The organism is Streptomyces sp. DSM 118878 (assembly GCF_052936595.1).
Map to the genome: position 1 here is coordinate 2,316,703 of NZ_CP193622.1, position 15,389 is coordinate 2,332,091.

Here is a 15,389-nt window from a genome sequence, read left to right on the forward strand (position 1 = left end):
TGGGATGATTGGCTGTCCAATCCGATCGCGTCACACGTCGACCCCGGCCCGGCACCCCGCCCCGTACGAAGGACCGTCATGCCGCTGACCACCCCTCGCCGCTCGGCGCTCTCCGAACAGGTCATCTCCGAGCTGCGCAATCAGATCTCCTCGGGCGAGTGGCCGGTCGGCTCCCGCATCCCCACCGAGCCCGAGCTGGTCGAGCAGCTCGGCGTGGCGCGGAACACGGTCAGGGAGGCGGTGCGCGCCCTCGCGCACAACGGCCTGCTCGACATCCGGCAGGGCTCCGGCACCTTCGTCGTGGCGACCAGCGAGCTGGCGGGCGTGATGCACCGCAGGTTCGCCGACGCGGATCCGAGGCACATCGCGGAGCTGCGGAGCACGCTGGAGTCGAGCGCCGCCGAGCTCGCCGCCCGGCGGCGCACCGACCGCGACCTGAAGCAGCTGGACGCCCTCCTCGTACGGCGCGAGGAGGCCTGGGCCTCGGGGAACGCGGAGGAGTTCGTGACGGCCGACGCGACGCTCCACATGGCCGTGGTGGCCGCCTCGCACAACGACGTCATGACGGCCCTGTACGCGGACCTGGGCGAGGTTCTGCGGGACTGGCTGCGCGACGACATCGGCAAGGACCTCACCCCCGAGTCGCACATGGACCACGCCCGTCTGATCGACGCGATCCGGGATCAGGACGCGGAGGCCGCGGGGATCGAGGCGGGGAGCTACCCGTTCATGTGCCGCCCCGAGCGGTTCACCGAGGCGCGCGACACGCGCTGACCGCCGCCGGCGGCGGCACCCTCACCTCTCATGGCTGACCCAGGCCGAGCGGACCTCTTTCCAGCACCGCCCGGTCAGCCGCACGGTCTCGGCGGGCCCCGCGGCGGTCGGGGCGCTGTCGACGTCGATGTCCCACCACCGGTCGCACTCGACGTGCAGGCGGACATGGTCCGTCTCGGGGTACGGGTTGTGGCAGTACGCGACGACGTTGGAGCCACTGATCCCGGTGCGGCACTCCGAGCCGAAGGGACGTGGCCTCTCCTTCTCCCCGCGGCCGTCCACGGCCAGGGACGCGGCGCCGGAGGGCACAGCGACCAGGAGGGCGAGAGCGGCGAGCACCGCACCGGGGAGACGCACACTCCACCATGGGCGGCACTCGCCCGCCGCCGCCCGGCCGGTGAGCCGAACGGGTGAGGCCCCGCCCCCGCGCACTGCGGGGGACGGGGCCTCAGCCACGTACGAAGAGCCGTACGAAGAGCCTTACGAAGAGCTGGTCAGGCACCCATCATGTGGACGCCGCCGTCGACGTGGATGATCTCGCCGGTGGTCTTCGGGAAGAAGTCCGAGAGCAGGGCGACGACGCCGCGGCCCGCGGGCTCCGGGTCGGCCATGTCCCAGCTCAGCGGGGAGCGGCTGTTCCAGACGTCCGCGAGTTCGCCGAAGCCCGGGATGGACTTGGCCGCCATGGAGCCGAGCGGCCCCGCGGAGATCAGGTTGCAGCGGACGTTCTCCTTGCCCAGGTCACGGGCGAGGTAGCGGCTGGTGGCCTCCAGGGCGGCCTTGGCCGGGCCCATCCAGTCGTACTTGGGCCAGGCGTACTGCGCGTCGAAGGTGAGGCCGACGACCGAGGCGCCGTCCCCGAAGAGCGGGCGGCACGCCATGGTGAGCGACTTCAGGGAGAACGCGGAGACGTGCATGGCCGTCGCGACGTCCTCGAAGGTGGCCTCGAGGAAGTTGAAGGCGCCCTGCGGCGCGAAGCCGATGGAGTGCACGATGCCGTCGAGGCCGCCCAGCTCGTCCTTCACGACGCCCGCGAGGCGGTCCAGGTGCTCCTGGTCGGTCACGTCGAGCTCGATGACCTTGGCGGGCTTGGGGAGCTTCTTGGCGATGCGCTCGGTGAGCGTGGGCCGCGGGAAGGCGGTCAGGATGACCTCGGCACCCTGCTCCTGGGCGACCTTGGCCGTGTGGAAGGCGATGGACGCCTCCGTCAGCACGCCGGTGACAAGGATGCGCTTGCCGTCGAGAATTCCGCTCATGTGATCAGTGACCCATGCCCAATCCGCCGTCAACGGGGATGACGGCTCCAGTGATGTACGAGGCGTCGTCGGACGCGAGGAACTTCACCGCGGCGGCGATCTCCTCGGGCTGCGCGTAACGGCCGAGCGGCACCTGGGCGACGATGCCCTTGCGCTGCTCCTCCGTCAGCACCTTGGTCATGTCGGTGTCGACAAAACCGGGCGCGACGACGTTGAAGGTGAGGTTGCGCGATCCGAGCTCGCGGGCGAGCGAACGCGCGAAGCCGACCAGACCCGCCTTGGAGGCGGCGTAGTTGGCCTGCCCGGGGCCGCCCATGAGGCCCACCACGGAGGAGATCAGGACGACACGGCCCTTCCTGGCCCGCAGCATGCCGCGGTTGGCGCGCTTGACCACGCGGAAGGTGCCGGTGAGGTTGGTGTCGAGGACGGACGTGAAGTCCTCCTCGGACATGCGCATCAGGAGCTGGTCCTTGGTGATGCCCGCGTTGGCGACCAGGACCTCGACGTTCCCGTGCTTCTCCTCGATCTCCTTGTAGGCCTGCTCCACCTGTTCGGCGTCGGTGATGTCACACCTGACGGCGAGGACGCCGGCGTCGGTGAGGGCCTTCGGCGGCTCACCCGAGCGGAAGGTGATCGCGACCTTGTCGCCGGCGTCGGCGAAAGCGCGGGCGATGGCGAGGCCGATGCCCCGGTTTCCTCCGGTGACGAGAACCGAGCGGCTCAACGGATCACCCTTTCGATAGCGGTCTGGTACCTCGAAAACCTATCGGTACCTTCCGGGATACGGAGAATCGGCGACCGACAGTGGCTCAGAGGACTCCCTGTCGGGTCCCTACAGAAAGGCCTGGCCGTGAGGCCGTCCCGCACGTCATCATCAGATCCGACCGGAGCCGACAGCAGGGAGACCTCCGTGCCTCATTCCATCGATGAAGCCTTCACGGCGCTGCCGCTGCGGCCTCTCGCCGACGCCGCGCTCGCCCGCGCGCGTGCGCTCGGCGCGGACCACGCGGACTTCCGCCTGGAGCGGGTCCGCGACGCCTCCTGGCGGCTGCGCGACGCCAAGCCGTCCGGTACCTCGGACACCACCGACCTGGGGTACGCGGTGCGGGTGGTGCACGGCGGGACCTGGGGATTCGCCTCCGGCGTCGACCTGACGATGGACGCGGCGGCCAGAGTCGCCTCGCAGGCCGTGGCGATGGCGAAGCTCAGCGCGCAGGTGATCAAGGCCGCCGGGTCGGACGAGAGAGTGGAGCTCGCCGACGAGCCCGTGCACGCCGACAGGACGTGGGTGTCCAGCTACGAGATCGACCCCTTTTCCGTGCCGGAGGAGGAGAAGGCGGCGCTGCTCGCCGACTGGAGCGCGCGGCTGCTCGCCGCCGACGGGGTCGCGCACGTCGACGCCTCGCTGCACGCCGTGCACGAGAACAAGTTCTACGCGGACACGGCGGGCACGGTGACCACGCAGCAGCGGGTCAGGCTGCACCCGCAGCTCACCGCGGTCGCCGTCGACGGGACGAGCGGGGAGTTCGACTCCATGCGCACCCTGGCGCCGCCGGTCGGACGCGGCTGGGAGTACCTCACCGGGACCGGCTGGGACTGGCAGGGCGAGCTGGAGCGCATCCCCGAGCAATTGGCGGAAAAGATGCGGGCCCCGAGCGTCCGCGCGGGCACGTATGACCTGGTCGTCGACCCGTCGAACCTCTGGCTGACGATCCACGAGTCCATCGGCCACGCCACCGAGCTCGACCGCGCGCTCGGCTACGAGGCGGCGTACGCGGGCACCTCGTTCGCCACTTTCGACCAGCTCGGCAAGCTCGCCTACGGCTCGTCGCTGATGAACGTGACGGGCGACCGGACCGTCGAGCACGGGCTCGCGACCATCGGGTACGACGACGAGGGCGTGGCCGGACAGTCCTGGGACCTGGTCAAGGACGGCACCCTGGTCGGCTACCAGCTCGACCGGCGCATCGCGCGGCTCACCGGATTCGATCGGTCCAACGGCTGCGCGTACGCCGACTCCCCCGGCCACGTACCGGTGCAGCGGATGGCGAACGTGTCGCTCCAGCCGGACCCCGGCGGGCTCTCCACCGAGGATCTGATCGCGGGCGTCGACCGGGGCATCTACGTGGTCGGAGACCGCTCGTGGTCCATCGACATGCAGAGGTACAACTTCCAGTTCACCGGGCAGCGCTTCTACCGGATCGAGAACGGGCGGCTCGCCGGGCAGCTCCGTGACGTCGCCTACCAGGCGACGACCACCGACTTCTGGGGCTCCATGGCCGCGGTCGGCGGCCCGCGGACGTACGTCCTGGGTGGCGCCTTCAACTGCGGCAAGGCCCAGCCGGGGCAGGTCGCCGCGGTCTCGCACGGCTGCCCTTCCGCCCTGTTCCGGGGCGTCAACATCCTCAACACCACGCAGGAGGCCGGCCGATGAGCCGCAGCGCCACCAAGCCGCACGAGATCGTCGAGCGTGCCCTGGAGCTGTCCACCGCCGACGGCTGTGTCGTGATCGCCGACGAGGAGTCGACGGCGAACCTGCGCTGGGCGGGCAACGCCCTCACCACCAACGGCGTCACCCGCGGCCGCACCCTGACCGTCATCGCCACGGTCGACGGCAAGGAGGGCACCGCCTCCGGAGTCGTCTCACGCTCGGCGGTCACCGCGCACGACCTGGAGCCGCTGGTACGCGCCGCCGAGGCGGCCGCCCGCGGGGCCGCTCCCGCCGAGGACGCGCAGCCGCTGGTGTCCGGCACCGCGCCCTCCGCCGACTTCACGGACGCCCCCGCCGAGACCTCCTCCGCGGTCTTCGCCGACTTCGCCCCGGCGCTCGGCGAGGCCTTCGCGAGGGCGCGCGCGGGCGGCCGCGAGCTGTACGGCTTCGCGAACCACGAGTACGTGTCGAGCTACCTCGGCACCTCGACGGGGCTGCGCCTGCGGCACGACCAGCCCAACGGCACCCTCGAAGTCAACGCCAAGTCGCCTGACCGCACGAAGTCGGCGTGGGCGGGACGCTCCACCCGTGACTTCACGGACGTCGATCCGGGGGCGCTCGACGCGGAGCTGGCGCAACGCCTGGCGTGGGCCCGGCGGCGCGTCGACCTGCCCGCGGGGCGGTACGAGACGCTGCTGCCGCCGACCGCGGTGGCCGACCTGCTGATCTACCAGTTCTGGTCGTCGTCGGCGCGGGACGCCGCGGAGGGCCGCACGGTCTTCTCCAAGCCCGGGGGCGCCACGCGCCTGGGCGAGCGCGTCGCCGGGCTCCCGCTGACGCTGCGCAGCGATCCGCGTGAGCCGGGCCTGGAGTCGGCGCCGTTCGTGCTCGCGCACACCTCGGCCGGCGACTCCTCCGTGTTCGACAACGGGCTGCCGCTGGCGCCCACCGAGTGGGTCCGCGGCGGTGACCTCGCGCACCTGGTCACCAGCAGGCACAGCGCGGGCCTGACCGGCCTGCCGGTGACGCCCGCGGTCGACAACCTCATCCTGGACGGCGGCGGCGAGCGCTCCCTGGACGAGATGGTCGCGGCCACCGGGCGCGGCCTCCTGCTCACCTGCCTCTGGTACATCCGCGAGGTCGACCCCGCGACACTGCTCCTGACGGGCCTGACCCGGGACGGCGTCTACCTCGTCGAGAACGGCGAGGTCGTGGGCGAGGTGAACAACTTCCGCTTCAACGAGTCGCCGGTCGACCTCCTCGGCCGCGCCTCGGAGGCGGGCCGTACGGAGAGGACGCTGCCGCGCGAGTGGGGCGACTACTTCACCCGGGCCGCGATGCCCGCGCTCCGCGTCCCCGACTTCAACATGAGTTCGGTCAGCCAGGGCGTATAACCTCGGACCCTGCACGTCCGTGCAGCCCATCAGTACATGGACCAGTACATCCAAGGAGACGCGAGACCCGTGACGGACATCGTCGACGAGCTGAAGTGGCGGGGGCTTTTCTCCCTGTCCACCGATGAAGACGCACTGCGCAAGGCGCTCGCGGACGGTCCCGTCACGTTCTATTGCGGCTTCGACCCGACCGCGGCGAGCCTGCACGTCGGACACCTCGTGCAGGTCCTCACCGTCCGCAGGCTCCAGCAGGCGGGGCACCGCCCGCTGGCCCTGGTGGGCGGGGCCACGGGGCAGATCGGCGACCCGCGGCCGACCGCCGAGCGCACCCTGAACGACCCGGAGACCGTCGCGAACTGGGTGGCCCGGCTGCGCACGCAGATCGAGCCTTTCCTGTCCTTCGAGGGCGAGAACGCCGCGGTCATGGTCAACAACCTGGACTGGACCGCGGGCCTGTCCGCGATCGAGTTCCTGCGGGACATCGGCAAGCACTTCCGCGTGAACAAGATGCTCACCAAGGACTCCGTCGCCAGGCGCCTGGAGTCGCAGGAGGGCATCTCGTACACCGAGTTCAGCTACCAGCTCCTCCAGGGCATGGACTTCCTGGAGCTCTACCGGCGCTACGGCTGCACCCTCCAGCAGGGCGGCAGCGACCAGTGGGGCAACCTCACGGCCGGCATCGATCTGATCCACCGCCTGGAGCCGGACGCCGCCGTGCACGCGATCGCCACGCCGCTGATGGTGAAGGCGGACGGCACCAAGTTCGGCAAGAGCGAGAGCGGCGCGATCTGGCTCGACCCGGCGATGACGACGCCGTACGCGTTCTACCAGTTCTGGCTGAACGTGGACGACCGGGACATCTCCACCTACATGCGGATCCTCTCCTTCAAGAGCCGCGAGGAGCTGGAGGAGATCGAGAAGCAGACCGAGGAGCGTCCGCAGGCGCGCGCCGCCCAGCGCGCGCTCGCCGAGGAGCTGACGACGCTGGTGCACGGCGCCGACCAGTGCGCCGCGGTCATCGCCGCGTCCAAGGCCCTCTTCGGCCAGGGCGAGCTCTCCGGTCTCGACGAGGCGACGCTGGCCGCGGCCCTCTCCGAGCTGCCGCGCGCCGAGGTCGCCGAGCTCGGCCCGGTCGTCGACCTGCTCGCCGAGGTCGGCCTGGTGGCGAGCAAGTCCGCCGCCCGGCGCACGGTCAAGGAGGGCGGTGCCTACGTGAACAACGTCAAGGTCGCCGCCGAGGACGCCGTGCCGGCCGCCGACGACCTGCTCCACGGGCGCTGGCTCGTGCTGCGCCGCGGCAAGAAGAACCTGGCCGCGGTCGAGGTCACGGGGAACGCCGCGAGCTGATCCGTGCGCGTGCGAAGGCCCGGCCCACGGGTGATGTCCGGGGGCCGGGCCTTCGCCCTTGAACCATGGGGCGCGCGGCTAGGCCGTACGTCTGTTGCCCCGGACCGCCTTGTAGATCGCGTCGCCGATGCCGACGACCACGAGCGCCGCGACCAGTTGCAGCGCGTGACGGCCCCAGTCGATGCCCTTGGTCTCGTTGATGCCGAACTGGGTCGCGAGCCAGTTGCCCAGGACGGCCCCGATGATGCCGAACACCGTGGTGAGCCAGATCGGACTGTGCTGCTTACCGGGCAGGATCGCCTTGGCAATCAGCCCCAGCACGAATCCCACGATGATCGCCCACAACCAGCCCATAGCTGCCTCCTTGTACGGCTCTACGTGAGCATTACGGCCAGTGTCGGCCCGTACCCCGTACGGCGCATGTCGGGCGGTTCCATACGTGGCACGGCGCAGCGTTCGCACCGAGGAGAGGCCGCCCCCGCTCTCGTGGGTTGCGCAGCCCAGGCGTAACGTGGGGCGTGCCGGACCGGGGCAGAGACCGGGGAGAGTCCGGCACATCGGACTGGGTGGTGGAACGTGATGCGGAAGCGGAGCGACGGCCAGGTCTTCCGGATCACGGGGGCCCGTCAGGGGCTCGCGGAGGACGTGCGGGGCCGGCAGCGCCGGTATGTGATCTCGATGTCGGTGCGGACCCTGGCCGTCATCGCCGCGGCCGTGCTCTGGAACGTCGAGCGCCACGTGGCCATCGTCGCGCTGGTCCTCGGCATACTGCTGCCCTACGTCTCCGTGGTCATCGCCAACGCGGGGCGTGAGGGAAACCCCTCGCTTCCTTCGACGTTCGTACCCACCCCTTCTCGGCCAATGCTGGCTCCGCCCGATTCGGCCGTGGCCGCGGAATCCGTCCCGGAAGATTCCTCGGGGCCCGCGTACGACCAGCGGCGGGACGCCGAGCACGAAAAGGCCTGACCGTCGACGATGCGCCAAGCTCAGGAAAAGCTCAGATCAATCATGTAGTTCCGGTCCCGGCTACGGGGTCCCGCGTGACATACTTCGTACGCGCTCCGCATCCCCCGTCGGAGCGACAGACCGACGCCGGGCAGCTCCCCCCGTGGCTGCTCGGCGTCGCCTTGTTCTGGATGCTTGGACGCGACTGTGAGTGACGAGAAGCCGATCTGTTCCGCCAAGGGCTGCCGCTCCGACGCGGTCTGGGTGCTCGCGTGGAACAACCCCAAGATCCACACCCCGGAGCGGCGCAAGACGTGGCTCGCCTGTGACGAACACCGCGAGCACCTCTCCCAGTTCCTCGGCGTCCGCGGCATGCTCAAGGAAGTCGTGCCCCTGGCGGAGTGGGAAGCCCGGCAGGACCAGCCGGACCAGCCGCCGGCCTGACCCCGACGACGGGCCCTAGCCTCCGATCGCCGACATCGGGCGGTCCGGCTGGAGGAACGACGGGTCGTCCAGGCCCGAGCCCGCCTTCTTGCCCCACATCGCGAGCTTCCAGATGCGGGCGATCGCCTCGTCCGAGCCGTCCTCGCTGTCCTCGGGGGCGGCGCGCAGCGCCCCGCGCAGGTCGGTCTCCTCGGTGGCGAAGAGGCAGGTGCGCACCTGTCCGTCGGCCGTGAGGCGGGTGCGGTCGCAGGCCGAGCAGAAGGGGCGGGTCACCGAGGCGATGACGCCGACGCGGTGCGGGCCGCCGTCCACGATCCAGCGCTCGGCGGGCGCGGAGCCGCGCTCCCCCGAGCCCTCTTCCGTGAGCGCGAAGCGGGTGCGCAGGGACGTCAGGATGTCGCCCGCGGTGATCATGCCGTCGCGCTTCCAGCCGTGCTGGGCGTCCAGGGGCATCTGCTCGATGAAGCGGAGTTCGTAGTCGTTCTCCACGGCCCAGGCGAGGAGGTCGGGGGCCTCGTCGTCGTTCAGCCCCGGCATCAGGACGGTGTTGACCTTGACCGGGGTGAGGCCCGCGTCGCGTGCCGCCTGGAGTCCTTCGAGGACGTCCTTGTGGCGGTCACGGCGGGTGAGGGTCTTGAAGACGTCGGGGCGCAGCGTGTCGAGCGAGACGTTGACCCGGTCGAGGCCCGCGGCCTTGAGGGCCTCGGCGGTGCGCTTGAGGCCGATGCCGTTCGTCGTCAGGGACATCCGGGGGCGCGGCTCAAGGCGGGCGCAGCGCTCGACGATGCCGACGAGGCCGGGGCGCAGGAGCGGCTCACCGCCGGTGAAGCGGACCTCGGTGACGCCGAGCCGGGTGACGGCGATGCGCACGAGGCGGACGATCTCGTCGTCCGTGAGCAGGTCGGGCTTGGCCAGCCACTGCAGGCCCTCTTCCGGCATGCAGTACGTGCAGCGCAGATTGCAGCGATCTGTCAGCGATACACGCAGGTCAGTGGCTACACGGCCATAGGTGTCGATGAGCATTTCGGCCCCCTCCCCGACGGTTGGATGCTGTTGGTCCACTGGCTCCGACCTTACGCGACGCCTCTGACAACGCCATGGGCCATTTGCCACGAGGAACGGTGCGGCCGCGTCGTAGGACTCTACGACGCGGCCGCTACGCGCGTGTGAACACGGTCCGTTCAGTGGGCTCCGACGCCGGTGAGGGACTTGACCTCCAGCTCGGCGTACTTGCCCTTGTCGGGCTTCTCCTTGGAGAGGACCGAGCCGAGCCAGCCCAGCAGGAAGCCGAGCGGGATGGAGATCAGGCCCGGGTTCTCCAGCGGGAAGAAGTCGAAGTTCGCGCCGGGGAACATCGACGTGGCCTTGCCGGAGACGACCGGCGAGAACAGCACCAGGCCGACGGCGGCGGCCAGACCGCCGTAGATGGACCAGAGCGCCCCCTGGGTGGTGAACCGCTTCCAGAAGAGGCTGTACAGGATCGTCGGCAGGTTGGCGGAGGCCGCGACGGCGAAGGCGAGGGCGACGAGCCCCGCCACGTTCAGGTCGCGGGCCAGGGCGCCGAGGGCGATGGAGACGATGCCGATGAAGACGGTCGCCCAGCGCGCGGCCTTCATCTCCTCCTTCTCGGTGGCCTTGCCCCTGCGGATGACGTTCGCGTAGATGTCGTGCGCGAAGGACGAGGAGGAGGCCAGCGTGAGGCCCGCGACGACCGCGAGGATCGTGGCGAAGGCGACCGCGGAGATCACCGCGAGCAGGATCGCGCCGCCGGTGGAGTCGCCACCGCCGCCGATCTCCAGGGCGGCCAGCGGCGCCGCCGTGTTGCCCGCCTTGTTGGAGGCGATGATGTCGCCGGGCTTGAGCAGGGCCGCGGCGCCGAAGCCGAGCACGATGGTCATCAGGTAGAAGGCGCCGATGATGCCGATCGCCCAGTTCACGGACTTACGGGCGGCCTTGGCCGTGGGCACGGTGTAGAAGCGGATCAGGATGTGCGGGAGTCCCGCGGTGCCGAGGACCAGGGCGATGCCGAGCGAGATGAAGTCGAGCTTGGAGGTGGCGCTCACGCCGTACTTGAGGCCGGGCTCCAGGAACGCCGAGCCCTTGCCGCTGTTGGAGGCGGCGGTGCCGAGCAGGTCGGAGACGTTGAAGTTGAACTTCAGGAGGATCAGGAAGGTGATGAGGACCGTGCCCGCGATGAGCAGGACGGCCTTGACCATCTGCACCCAGGTGGTGCCCTTCATGCCGCCGATGGTGACGTAGACGATCATCAGGACGCCGACGAGGGCGACGATGAGGATCTTGCCCGCGTCGGACGTGATGCCGAGCAGCAGCGAGACCAGGACGCCGGCGCCCGCCATCTGCGCGAGCAGGTAGAAGATCGAGACGACGATGGTGGAGGTGCCCGCGGCCGTGCGGACCGGGCGCTGGCGCATGCGGTACGCGAGGACGTCGCCCATCGTGTAGCGCCCGGAGTTGCGCAGCGGCTCGGCGACCAGGAGCAGCGCGACCAGCCAGGCGACCAGGAAGCCGATGGAGTACAGGAAGCCGTCGTAGCCGAAGAGGGCGATGGCGCCCGCGATGCCGAGGAAGGACGCGGCGGACATGTAGTCGCCGGAGATCGCCAGGCCGTTCTGGAAGCCGGTGAACTGGCGACCGCCGGCGTAGAAGTCGGCGGCGCTCTTGGTCTGCCGGCCCGCCCAGACGGTGATGATCAAGGTCGCGACGACGAAGACCGAGAAGAGGCTGATGATCAGCGTCCGGTGCTCCGAGGCGTCGGACGCCGCCGCGAGTTCGATGACGGCGTTGTGCGCGGGGCTCATGCGTCGCCCTCCGTGCGGGTGTCCATACGGGTCTCCATGCGGGACTTGATCGCCTCGGCCTTGGGGTCGAGCTTCGCCGCGGCGTGCCGGGAGTAGAACCAGGCGATGAGGAAGGTGGTCAGGAACTGCCCGAGGCCGAGCACCAGGGCGACGTTGATGTTGCCGAAGAGCTTGGTGCCCATGAAGTCGCCCGCGTAGTTGGAGAGCAGGACGTACACGAGATACCAGGCGATGAAGGCGACGGTGAGCGGGAAGGCGAACGAGCGGTGGGAGCGGCGCAGTTCACCGAACTCCGCGCTCTCCTGCACCTGGGCGAACTCCTCCGTGGAGGGCGCGTGGGGAGCGGGATCGTTTGCTGCGCCACCCTTCGAAGGGGGCGGTGCGTCGGTGGCCACGGAGTCTCCTCGTGGTGCGGGTGCGGTGGGGACGGTCAGTTCTTCCATCAGGGGTGGTCTCACCTTCCGGCGTGACGCGGATCACGTGAGCCACGGTTGGCGATGCTAAGGCCATAGGACGTGATCCGACAGGGGGTTGATGTTGCTTCTGTTGTCTGCTCAACGTCTTCACACCGTGGGCGACGTGGTCGAGGCTGCCGGTTTCTTCAACAGGTCATTGCTGGCCTGGGAGTTTCCGGGTTAGCTTCACCCTGAACGACCCGTCATGTACCTGCCCGAGCGCCGTCTGTGTTCGGGCAGTTTCCGTATGCGATTTCGTGTGCGGTTCCTCTCCGGATGATGTGGAGATCCCATGGCTCATCTGCGTTCCAGACGTCGCGCGGCGCTGATCGTGCCCCTCGGTGTCGCACTCGCCGCCTCGGTCGGCTTCGTGCCCGGCGCCGCGTCGGCGGCCCCGGACGACGCCCCCGCCGCCGTGTCGGCGAAGCCCGCGAAGGACGCCCCCGTCTTCGCGTACGTCGTCAACACCCGGACGGACCGCAAGACCATCGCCCAGGTGAAGCGGGCGATAGCCGAGGCCGGCGGCTCCGTCGTCGTCGCGCACGAGAAGATAGGCGTCATCGTCGCCCACTCCTCGGACCCCGCCTTCGGCGAGCGGATACGCCAGGCGCGCGGCGTCCGGTCGGCGGGCGCCACGCACACCGCGCCGCTGCGGGCGGCGGGCACCACCGACGACGGCAAGGCCGAGCGGCTCTCCGAGGCCGACGCCAAGTCCCTGAAGCAGAGCGCCGCTCCGGGCGCCGAGCCGATGGAGGCCGACCAGTGGGACCTGCGGGCGATCGGCGCCGACAAGGCGGCGAAGATCAACCCGGGCAGCAGGAAGGTGACCGTCGCCGTGATCGACACCGGCGTCGACGACACCCACCCCGACCTGGCCCCGAACTTCTCGGCGTCGCAGTCCGCGAGCTGCGTCGGCGGCAAGGCGGACACCTCCGCCGGAGCCTGGCGCCCGGAGAACAAGGACCATTACCACGGCACCCATGTGGCCGGTGAGATCGGCGCCGCGCGCAACGGCGTCGGCGTGGCGGGCGTGGCACCCGGCGTGAAGATCGCCGGCATCAAGGTGGCCGACCCGGTCGACGAGCTGTTCTACCCGGAGAACGTGGTCTGCGCCTTCGTGTTCGCCGCCGAGCACGGCGTCGAGATCACCAACAACAGCTACTACGTGGACCCGTGGCTGTACAACTGCGAGGACGACCCGGACCAGAAGGCGATCCTCGACGCGGTCAACCGCGCCCAGCTCTACGCCCAGAAGAAGGGCACCCTCAACATCGCCTCCTCGGGCAACTCCAACCACGACCTGGCCTCCGACGCGATCGTGGACTCGTCGAGCCCGGACGACTCCACGCCGGTGACCCGCACGATCGACCCGAGCGAGTGCCTGGACGTGCCCACCCAGCTCCCGGGCGTCGTCACCACCAGCGCGACGGGTGTGCGGAACCTCAAGTCGTCGTACTCCAGCTACGGCAAGGGCGTCGTCGACGTGACGGCTCCGGGCGGCGACAAGTACCAGCTTCCCACCGACACCCCGTCGAAGAACGGCAACATCCTCTCCACCCTGCCGGGCGGCGAGTACGGCTGGCTCCGCGGTACGTCGATGGCCGCGCCGCACGCCTCAGGGGTCGCCGCGCTGCTGAAGTCCACGCACCCCAAGGCGGGCCCCGCCGAGCTCCAGCGGCTCCTCAAGTCCCAGGCAGACCGCCTGGATTGCCCGGCCACGCCGTACGACCCGGACGGTGACGGCGACGCCGACGCGGTGTGCGAGAGCGGCGGCAAGAACAAGAACGGCTTCTACGGCAGCGGTCTGGTCGACGCGCTCGACGCCGTGAAGAAGAAGTGACGGGGGAAGAGAACGTGACGAGGTTCCACAGCAAGACCGCCGCCCTGCCGCGCTCGCGCAAGGCGATCGCCCTGCCCCTCGGCCTGGCGGTGGCCTCGGCCGTCGCCTTCCTGCCGGGTTCGGCGTCGGCGCGGCCCGCCGCGCTGCCGGACGCCCCGGCCTCGGCGGCCACGGCGTCCGCCGAGGCGAAGTCGCTGAGCTACGTGGTGAACGTCCGCCCGGGCAAGGCGTCCGCCAGGCTCGCCGAGCGCGCCATCACCAAGGCGGGCGGCAAGGTCGTCATCGCGTACGACAAGATCGGCGTCATCGTCGTCCACTCGGCGAACGCGGACTTCGCGAAGACGATCCGCAAGGCGCGCGGCGTCCAGTCGGCGGGCTCGACCCGCACCGCCCCGCTCCTCGCGCAGGCCGACGACGCCCTGGAGTCCGAGCGGCCGCTGACCGCCGCCGAGGCCGCGGCCGCCGCGGGCAAGGCGTCGGCGGGCCAGGACGAGCTGGAGCCGCTCCAGTGGGACCTGCCCGCCATGAAGGCGGACAAGGCGCACGAGATCTCGCTCGGCAGCCGCCGCGTCACGGTCGGCGTGCTCGACTCCGGGGTCGACGACACGCACCCCGACATCGCGCCCAACTTCGACCGCGGGGCCTCGGCGAGCTGCCTGGGCGGCGTGCCCGTCCAGAAGGGCGACGCCTGGCGTCCGGTGGCCGGGGAGAGCGACCACGGCATGCACGTGGCGGGCACGATCGCCGCCGCGAAGAACGGCACCGGCGTCACGGGCGTGGCGCCCGGCGTGAAGGTGGCGAGCCTGAAGGTGGCCGAGCCCGCGACCGGCATGTACTACACGGAGGCCGTCGTCTGCGGCTTCATGTGGGCGGCCGACCACGGCGTCGACGTCACCAACAGCAGCTACTACACCGACCCGTGGCTGTTCAACTGCACCACGGACGCCGACCAGAGGGCACTGGTCGACGCGGTGGGCAGGGCCACGAAGTACGCGGAGCGCAAGGGCGCGGTGAACGTCGCGGCCGCGGGCAACGCGCGCACCGACCTGGCCCAGGACGAGATACTGGACGACTCCAGCCCGGGCGACACCACTCCGGTGCCGCGGACCATCAAGACCAAGGACTGCTTCGACCTGCCGTCGCAGCTTCCGGGCGTCGTGACGGTCTCGGCCACCGGCGCCAAGGGCATCAAGGCGTCGTACTCCAACTACGGCAAGGGCGTCATCGACGTCACCTCGCCGGGCGGTGACTCCACGAAGTACCAGGCACCGGCCGCGCCGGCCGTGGACGGGCGCATCCTGTCGACGCTGCCGGGCGGCAAGTTCGGCTACAAGGGCGGTACGTCGATGGCGGCGCCGCACGCGGCGGGCGTCGTCGCCCTGCTGAAGTCGACGCACCCGTACGCCTCTGCGGCCCGCCTCAAGGCGCTGCTCGGCCGCCAGGCGGACGCGATCGCCTGCACCGACCCGTACGACATCGACGGTGACGGCAAGGCCGACGCTGTCTGCGAGGGCGGCAAGAACAAGAACAGCTTCTACGGCGTGGGGATGACCGACGCGCTGGACGCCGTGCGCAAGTAGTCCACGTGCGTGACGAGGGGCCGGGCGGTGTGACCGCCCGGCCCCTCCGCTGTCACCAGGCCCGCGAGGCCGTTCGGCGCCCCTGAGCGGGCGCGTCCGATCGG

The 15,389-nt window shown here is 70.4% G+C and carries 15 protein-coding genes; 8 read left to right on the forward strand and 7 right to left on the reverse strand.

Features of this window, described 5'->3' with window-relative positions; translation table 11 throughout:
* Nucleotides 1–78 precede the first annotated feature (78 nt).
* Nucleotides 79–774 (forward strand): FadR/GntR family transcriptional regulator, encoded by a 696-nt coding sequence (locus tag ACRAKF_RS09995; protein ID WP_447036584.1) that lies wholly within the window; start codon nucleotides 79–81, stop codon nucleotides 772–774.
* Between the two features lie 21 nt (nucleotides 775–795).
* Here the strand turns inward: ACRAKF_RS09995 and ACRAKF_RS10000 are convergent, their stop codons facing one another.
* The 3 genes from ACRAKF_RS10000 to fabG all read right to left on the reverse strand — a co-directional run bounded on the left by ACRAKF_RS10000 (nucleotide 796) and on the right by fabG (nucleotide 2,754).
* Nucleotides 796–1,131: a hypothetical protein gene (locus tag ACRAKF_RS10000; RefSeq protein ID WP_447036585.1), complete on the reverse strand. Its 336-nt coding sequence runs from the start codon at nucleotides 1,129–1,131 to the stop codon at nucleotides 796–798.
* 137 nt (nucleotides 1,132–1,268) lie between these two features.
* Nucleotides 1,269–2,030, reverse strand: coding sequence for an enoyl-ACP reductase FabI (gene fabI / locus ACRAKF_RS10005; protein WP_447036586.1), 762 nt, complete (start codon nucleotides 2,028–2,030; stop codon nucleotides 1,269–1,271).
* A gap of 4 nt (nucleotides 2,031–2,034) precedes the next feature.
* Nucleotides 2,035–2,754, reverse strand: coding sequence for a 3-oxoacyl-[acyl-carrier-protein] reductase (fabG, locus tag ACRAKF_RS10010; RefSeq protein ID WP_447036587.1), 720 nt, complete (start codon nucleotides 2,752–2,754; stop codon nucleotides 2,035–2,037).
* A gap of 186 nt (nucleotides 2,755–2,940) precedes the next feature.
* Here fabG and ACRAKF_RS10015 point away from each other — a divergent pair, with 186 nt between their 5' ends.
* The 3 genes from ACRAKF_RS10015 (at nucleotide 2,941) to tyrS (ending at nucleotide 7,202) form a co-directional block, all read left to right on the forward strand.
* Nucleotides 2,941–4,464 carry a TldD/PmbA family protein gene (locus ACRAKF_RS10015; RefSeq protein ID WP_447036588.1) on the forward strand — a complete coding sequence of 508 codons (1,524 nt, stop codon included), beginning with the start codon at nucleotides 2,941–2,943 and terminating at the stop codon, nucleotides 4,462–4,464.
* Complete coding sequence (locus ACRAKF_RS10020) at nucleotides 4,461–5,855, forward strand: metallopeptidase TldD-related protein (protein WP_447036589.1); 1,395 nt, start codon at nucleotides 4,461–4,463, stop codon at nucleotides 5,853–5,855. Before ACRAKF_RS10015 ends, ACRAKF_RS10020 begins: the two co-directional genes overlap by 4 nt.
* A 69-nt stretch (nucleotides 5,856–5,924) precedes the next feature.
* The gene (gene tyrS / locus ACRAKF_RS10025) at nucleotides 5,925–7,202 is read left to right on the forward strand and encodes a tyrosine--tRNA ligase (protein WP_447036590.1); all 1,278 of its coding nucleotides are present in this window, start codon (nucleotides 5,925–5,927) and stop codon (nucleotides 7,200–7,202) included.
* A gap of 78 nt (nucleotides 7,203–7,280) precedes the next feature.
* On the opposite strand, the gene ACRAKF_RS10030 is transcribed toward tyrS, so the two are convergent.
* Nucleotides 7,281–7,556, reverse strand: coding sequence for a GlsB/YeaQ/YmgE family stress response membrane protein (locus ACRAKF_RS10030; RefSeq protein WP_363252505.1), 276 nt, complete (start codon nucleotides 7,554–7,556; stop codon nucleotides 7,281–7,283).
* A gap of 225 nt (nucleotides 7,557–7,781) precedes the next feature.
* Between ACRAKF_RS10030 and ACRAKF_RS10035 the strand changes: the two genes are divergently transcribed.
* Nucleotides 7,782–8,168: a DUF3099 domain-containing protein gene (locus ACRAKF_RS10035; RefSeq protein ID WP_447036591.1), complete on the forward strand. Its 387-nt coding sequence runs from the start codon at nucleotides 7,782–7,784 to the stop codon at nucleotides 8,166–8,168.
* Between the two features lie 186 nt (nucleotides 8,169–8,354).
* Nucleotides 8,355–8,591: a hypothetical protein gene (locus ACRAKF_RS10040; protein WP_447036592.1), complete on the forward strand. Its 237-nt coding sequence runs from the start codon at nucleotides 8,355–8,357 to the stop codon at nucleotides 8,589–8,591.
* Nucleotides 8,592–8,606: 15 nt separating this feature from the next.
* Here ACRAKF_RS10040 and moaA read toward each other — a convergent pair whose 3' ends face one another.
* The 3 genes from moaA to ACRAKF_RS10055 all read right to left on the reverse strand — a co-directional run bounded on the left by moaA (nucleotide 8,607) and on the right by ACRAKF_RS10055 (nucleotide 11,805).
* The gene (moaA, locus tag ACRAKF_RS10045) at nucleotides 8,607–9,614 is read right to left on the reverse strand and encodes a GTP 3',8-cyclase MoaA (RefSeq protein WP_447036593.1); all 1,008 of its coding nucleotides are present in this window, start codon (nucleotides 9,612–9,614) and stop codon (nucleotides 8,607–8,609) included.
* A 158-nt stretch (nucleotides 9,615–9,772) separates the two neighbouring features.
* Nucleotides 9,773–11,410 (reverse strand): solute symporter family protein, encoded by a 1,638-nt coding sequence (locus ACRAKF_RS10050; protein ID WP_447036594.1) that lies wholly within the window; start codon nucleotides 11,408–11,410, stop codon nucleotides 9,773–9,775.
* On the reverse strand, nucleotides 11,407–11,805 hold the full coding sequence (locus ACRAKF_RS10055) for a DUF485 domain-containing protein (protein ID WP_447036595.1): 399 nt from the start codon (nucleotides 11,803–11,805) through the stop codon (nucleotides 11,407–11,409). Before ACRAKF_RS10055 ends, ACRAKF_RS10050 begins: the two co-directional genes overlap by 4 nt.
* A 352-nt stretch (nucleotides 11,806–12,157) precedes the next feature.
* Between ACRAKF_RS10055 and ACRAKF_RS10060 the strand changes: the two genes are divergently transcribed.
* A complete protein-coding gene (locus ACRAKF_RS10060; RefSeq protein WP_447036596.1) occupies nucleotides 12,158–13,705 on the forward strand; it encodes a S8 family peptidase in 1,548 nt (515 codons plus the stop codon).
* A gap of 14 nt (nucleotides 13,706–13,719) precedes the next feature.
* Entirely contained in the window at nucleotides 13,720–15,285 is a 1,566-nt protein-coding gene (locus ACRAKF_RS10065) for a S8 family peptidase (RefSeq protein WP_447036597.1), read from the forward strand.
* The last annotated feature ends 104 nt before the right edge of the window (nucleotides 15,286–15,389 follow it).

Coding starts and splice junctions, on each gene's coding strand:
- ACRAKF_RS09995 (WP_447036584.1), top strand. CDS start 79: ATGCCGCTGACCACCCCTCGCCGCTCGGCGCTCTCCGAACAGGTCATC.
- fabI (WP_447036586.1), bottom strand. CDS start 2,030: ATGAGCGGAATTCTCGACGGCAAGCGCATCCTTGTCACCGGCGTGCTG.
- ACRAKF_RS10020 (WP_447036589.1), top strand. CDS start 4,461: ATGAGCCGCAGCGCCACCAAGCCGCACGAGATCGTCGAGCGTGCCCTG.
- ACRAKF_RS10030 (WP_363252505.1), bottom strand. CDS start 7,556: ATGGGCTGGTTGTGGGCGATCATCGTGGGATTCGTGCTGGGGCTGATT.
- ACRAKF_RS10035 (WP_447036591.1), top strand. CDS start 7,782: ATGCGGAAGCGGAGCGACGGCCAGGTCTTCCGGATCACGGGGGCCCGT.
- moaA (WP_447036593.1), bottom strand. CDS start 9,614: ATGCTCATCGACACCTATGGCCGTGTAGCCACTGACCTGCGTGTATCG.
- ACRAKF_RS10050 (WP_447036594.1), bottom strand. CDS start 11,410: ATGAGCCCCGCGCACAACGCCGTCATCGAACTCGCGGCGGCGTCCGAC.
- ACRAKF_RS10060 (WP_447036596.1), top strand. CDS start 12,158: ATGGCTCATCTGCGTTCCAGACGTCGCGCGGCGCTGATCGTGCCCCTC.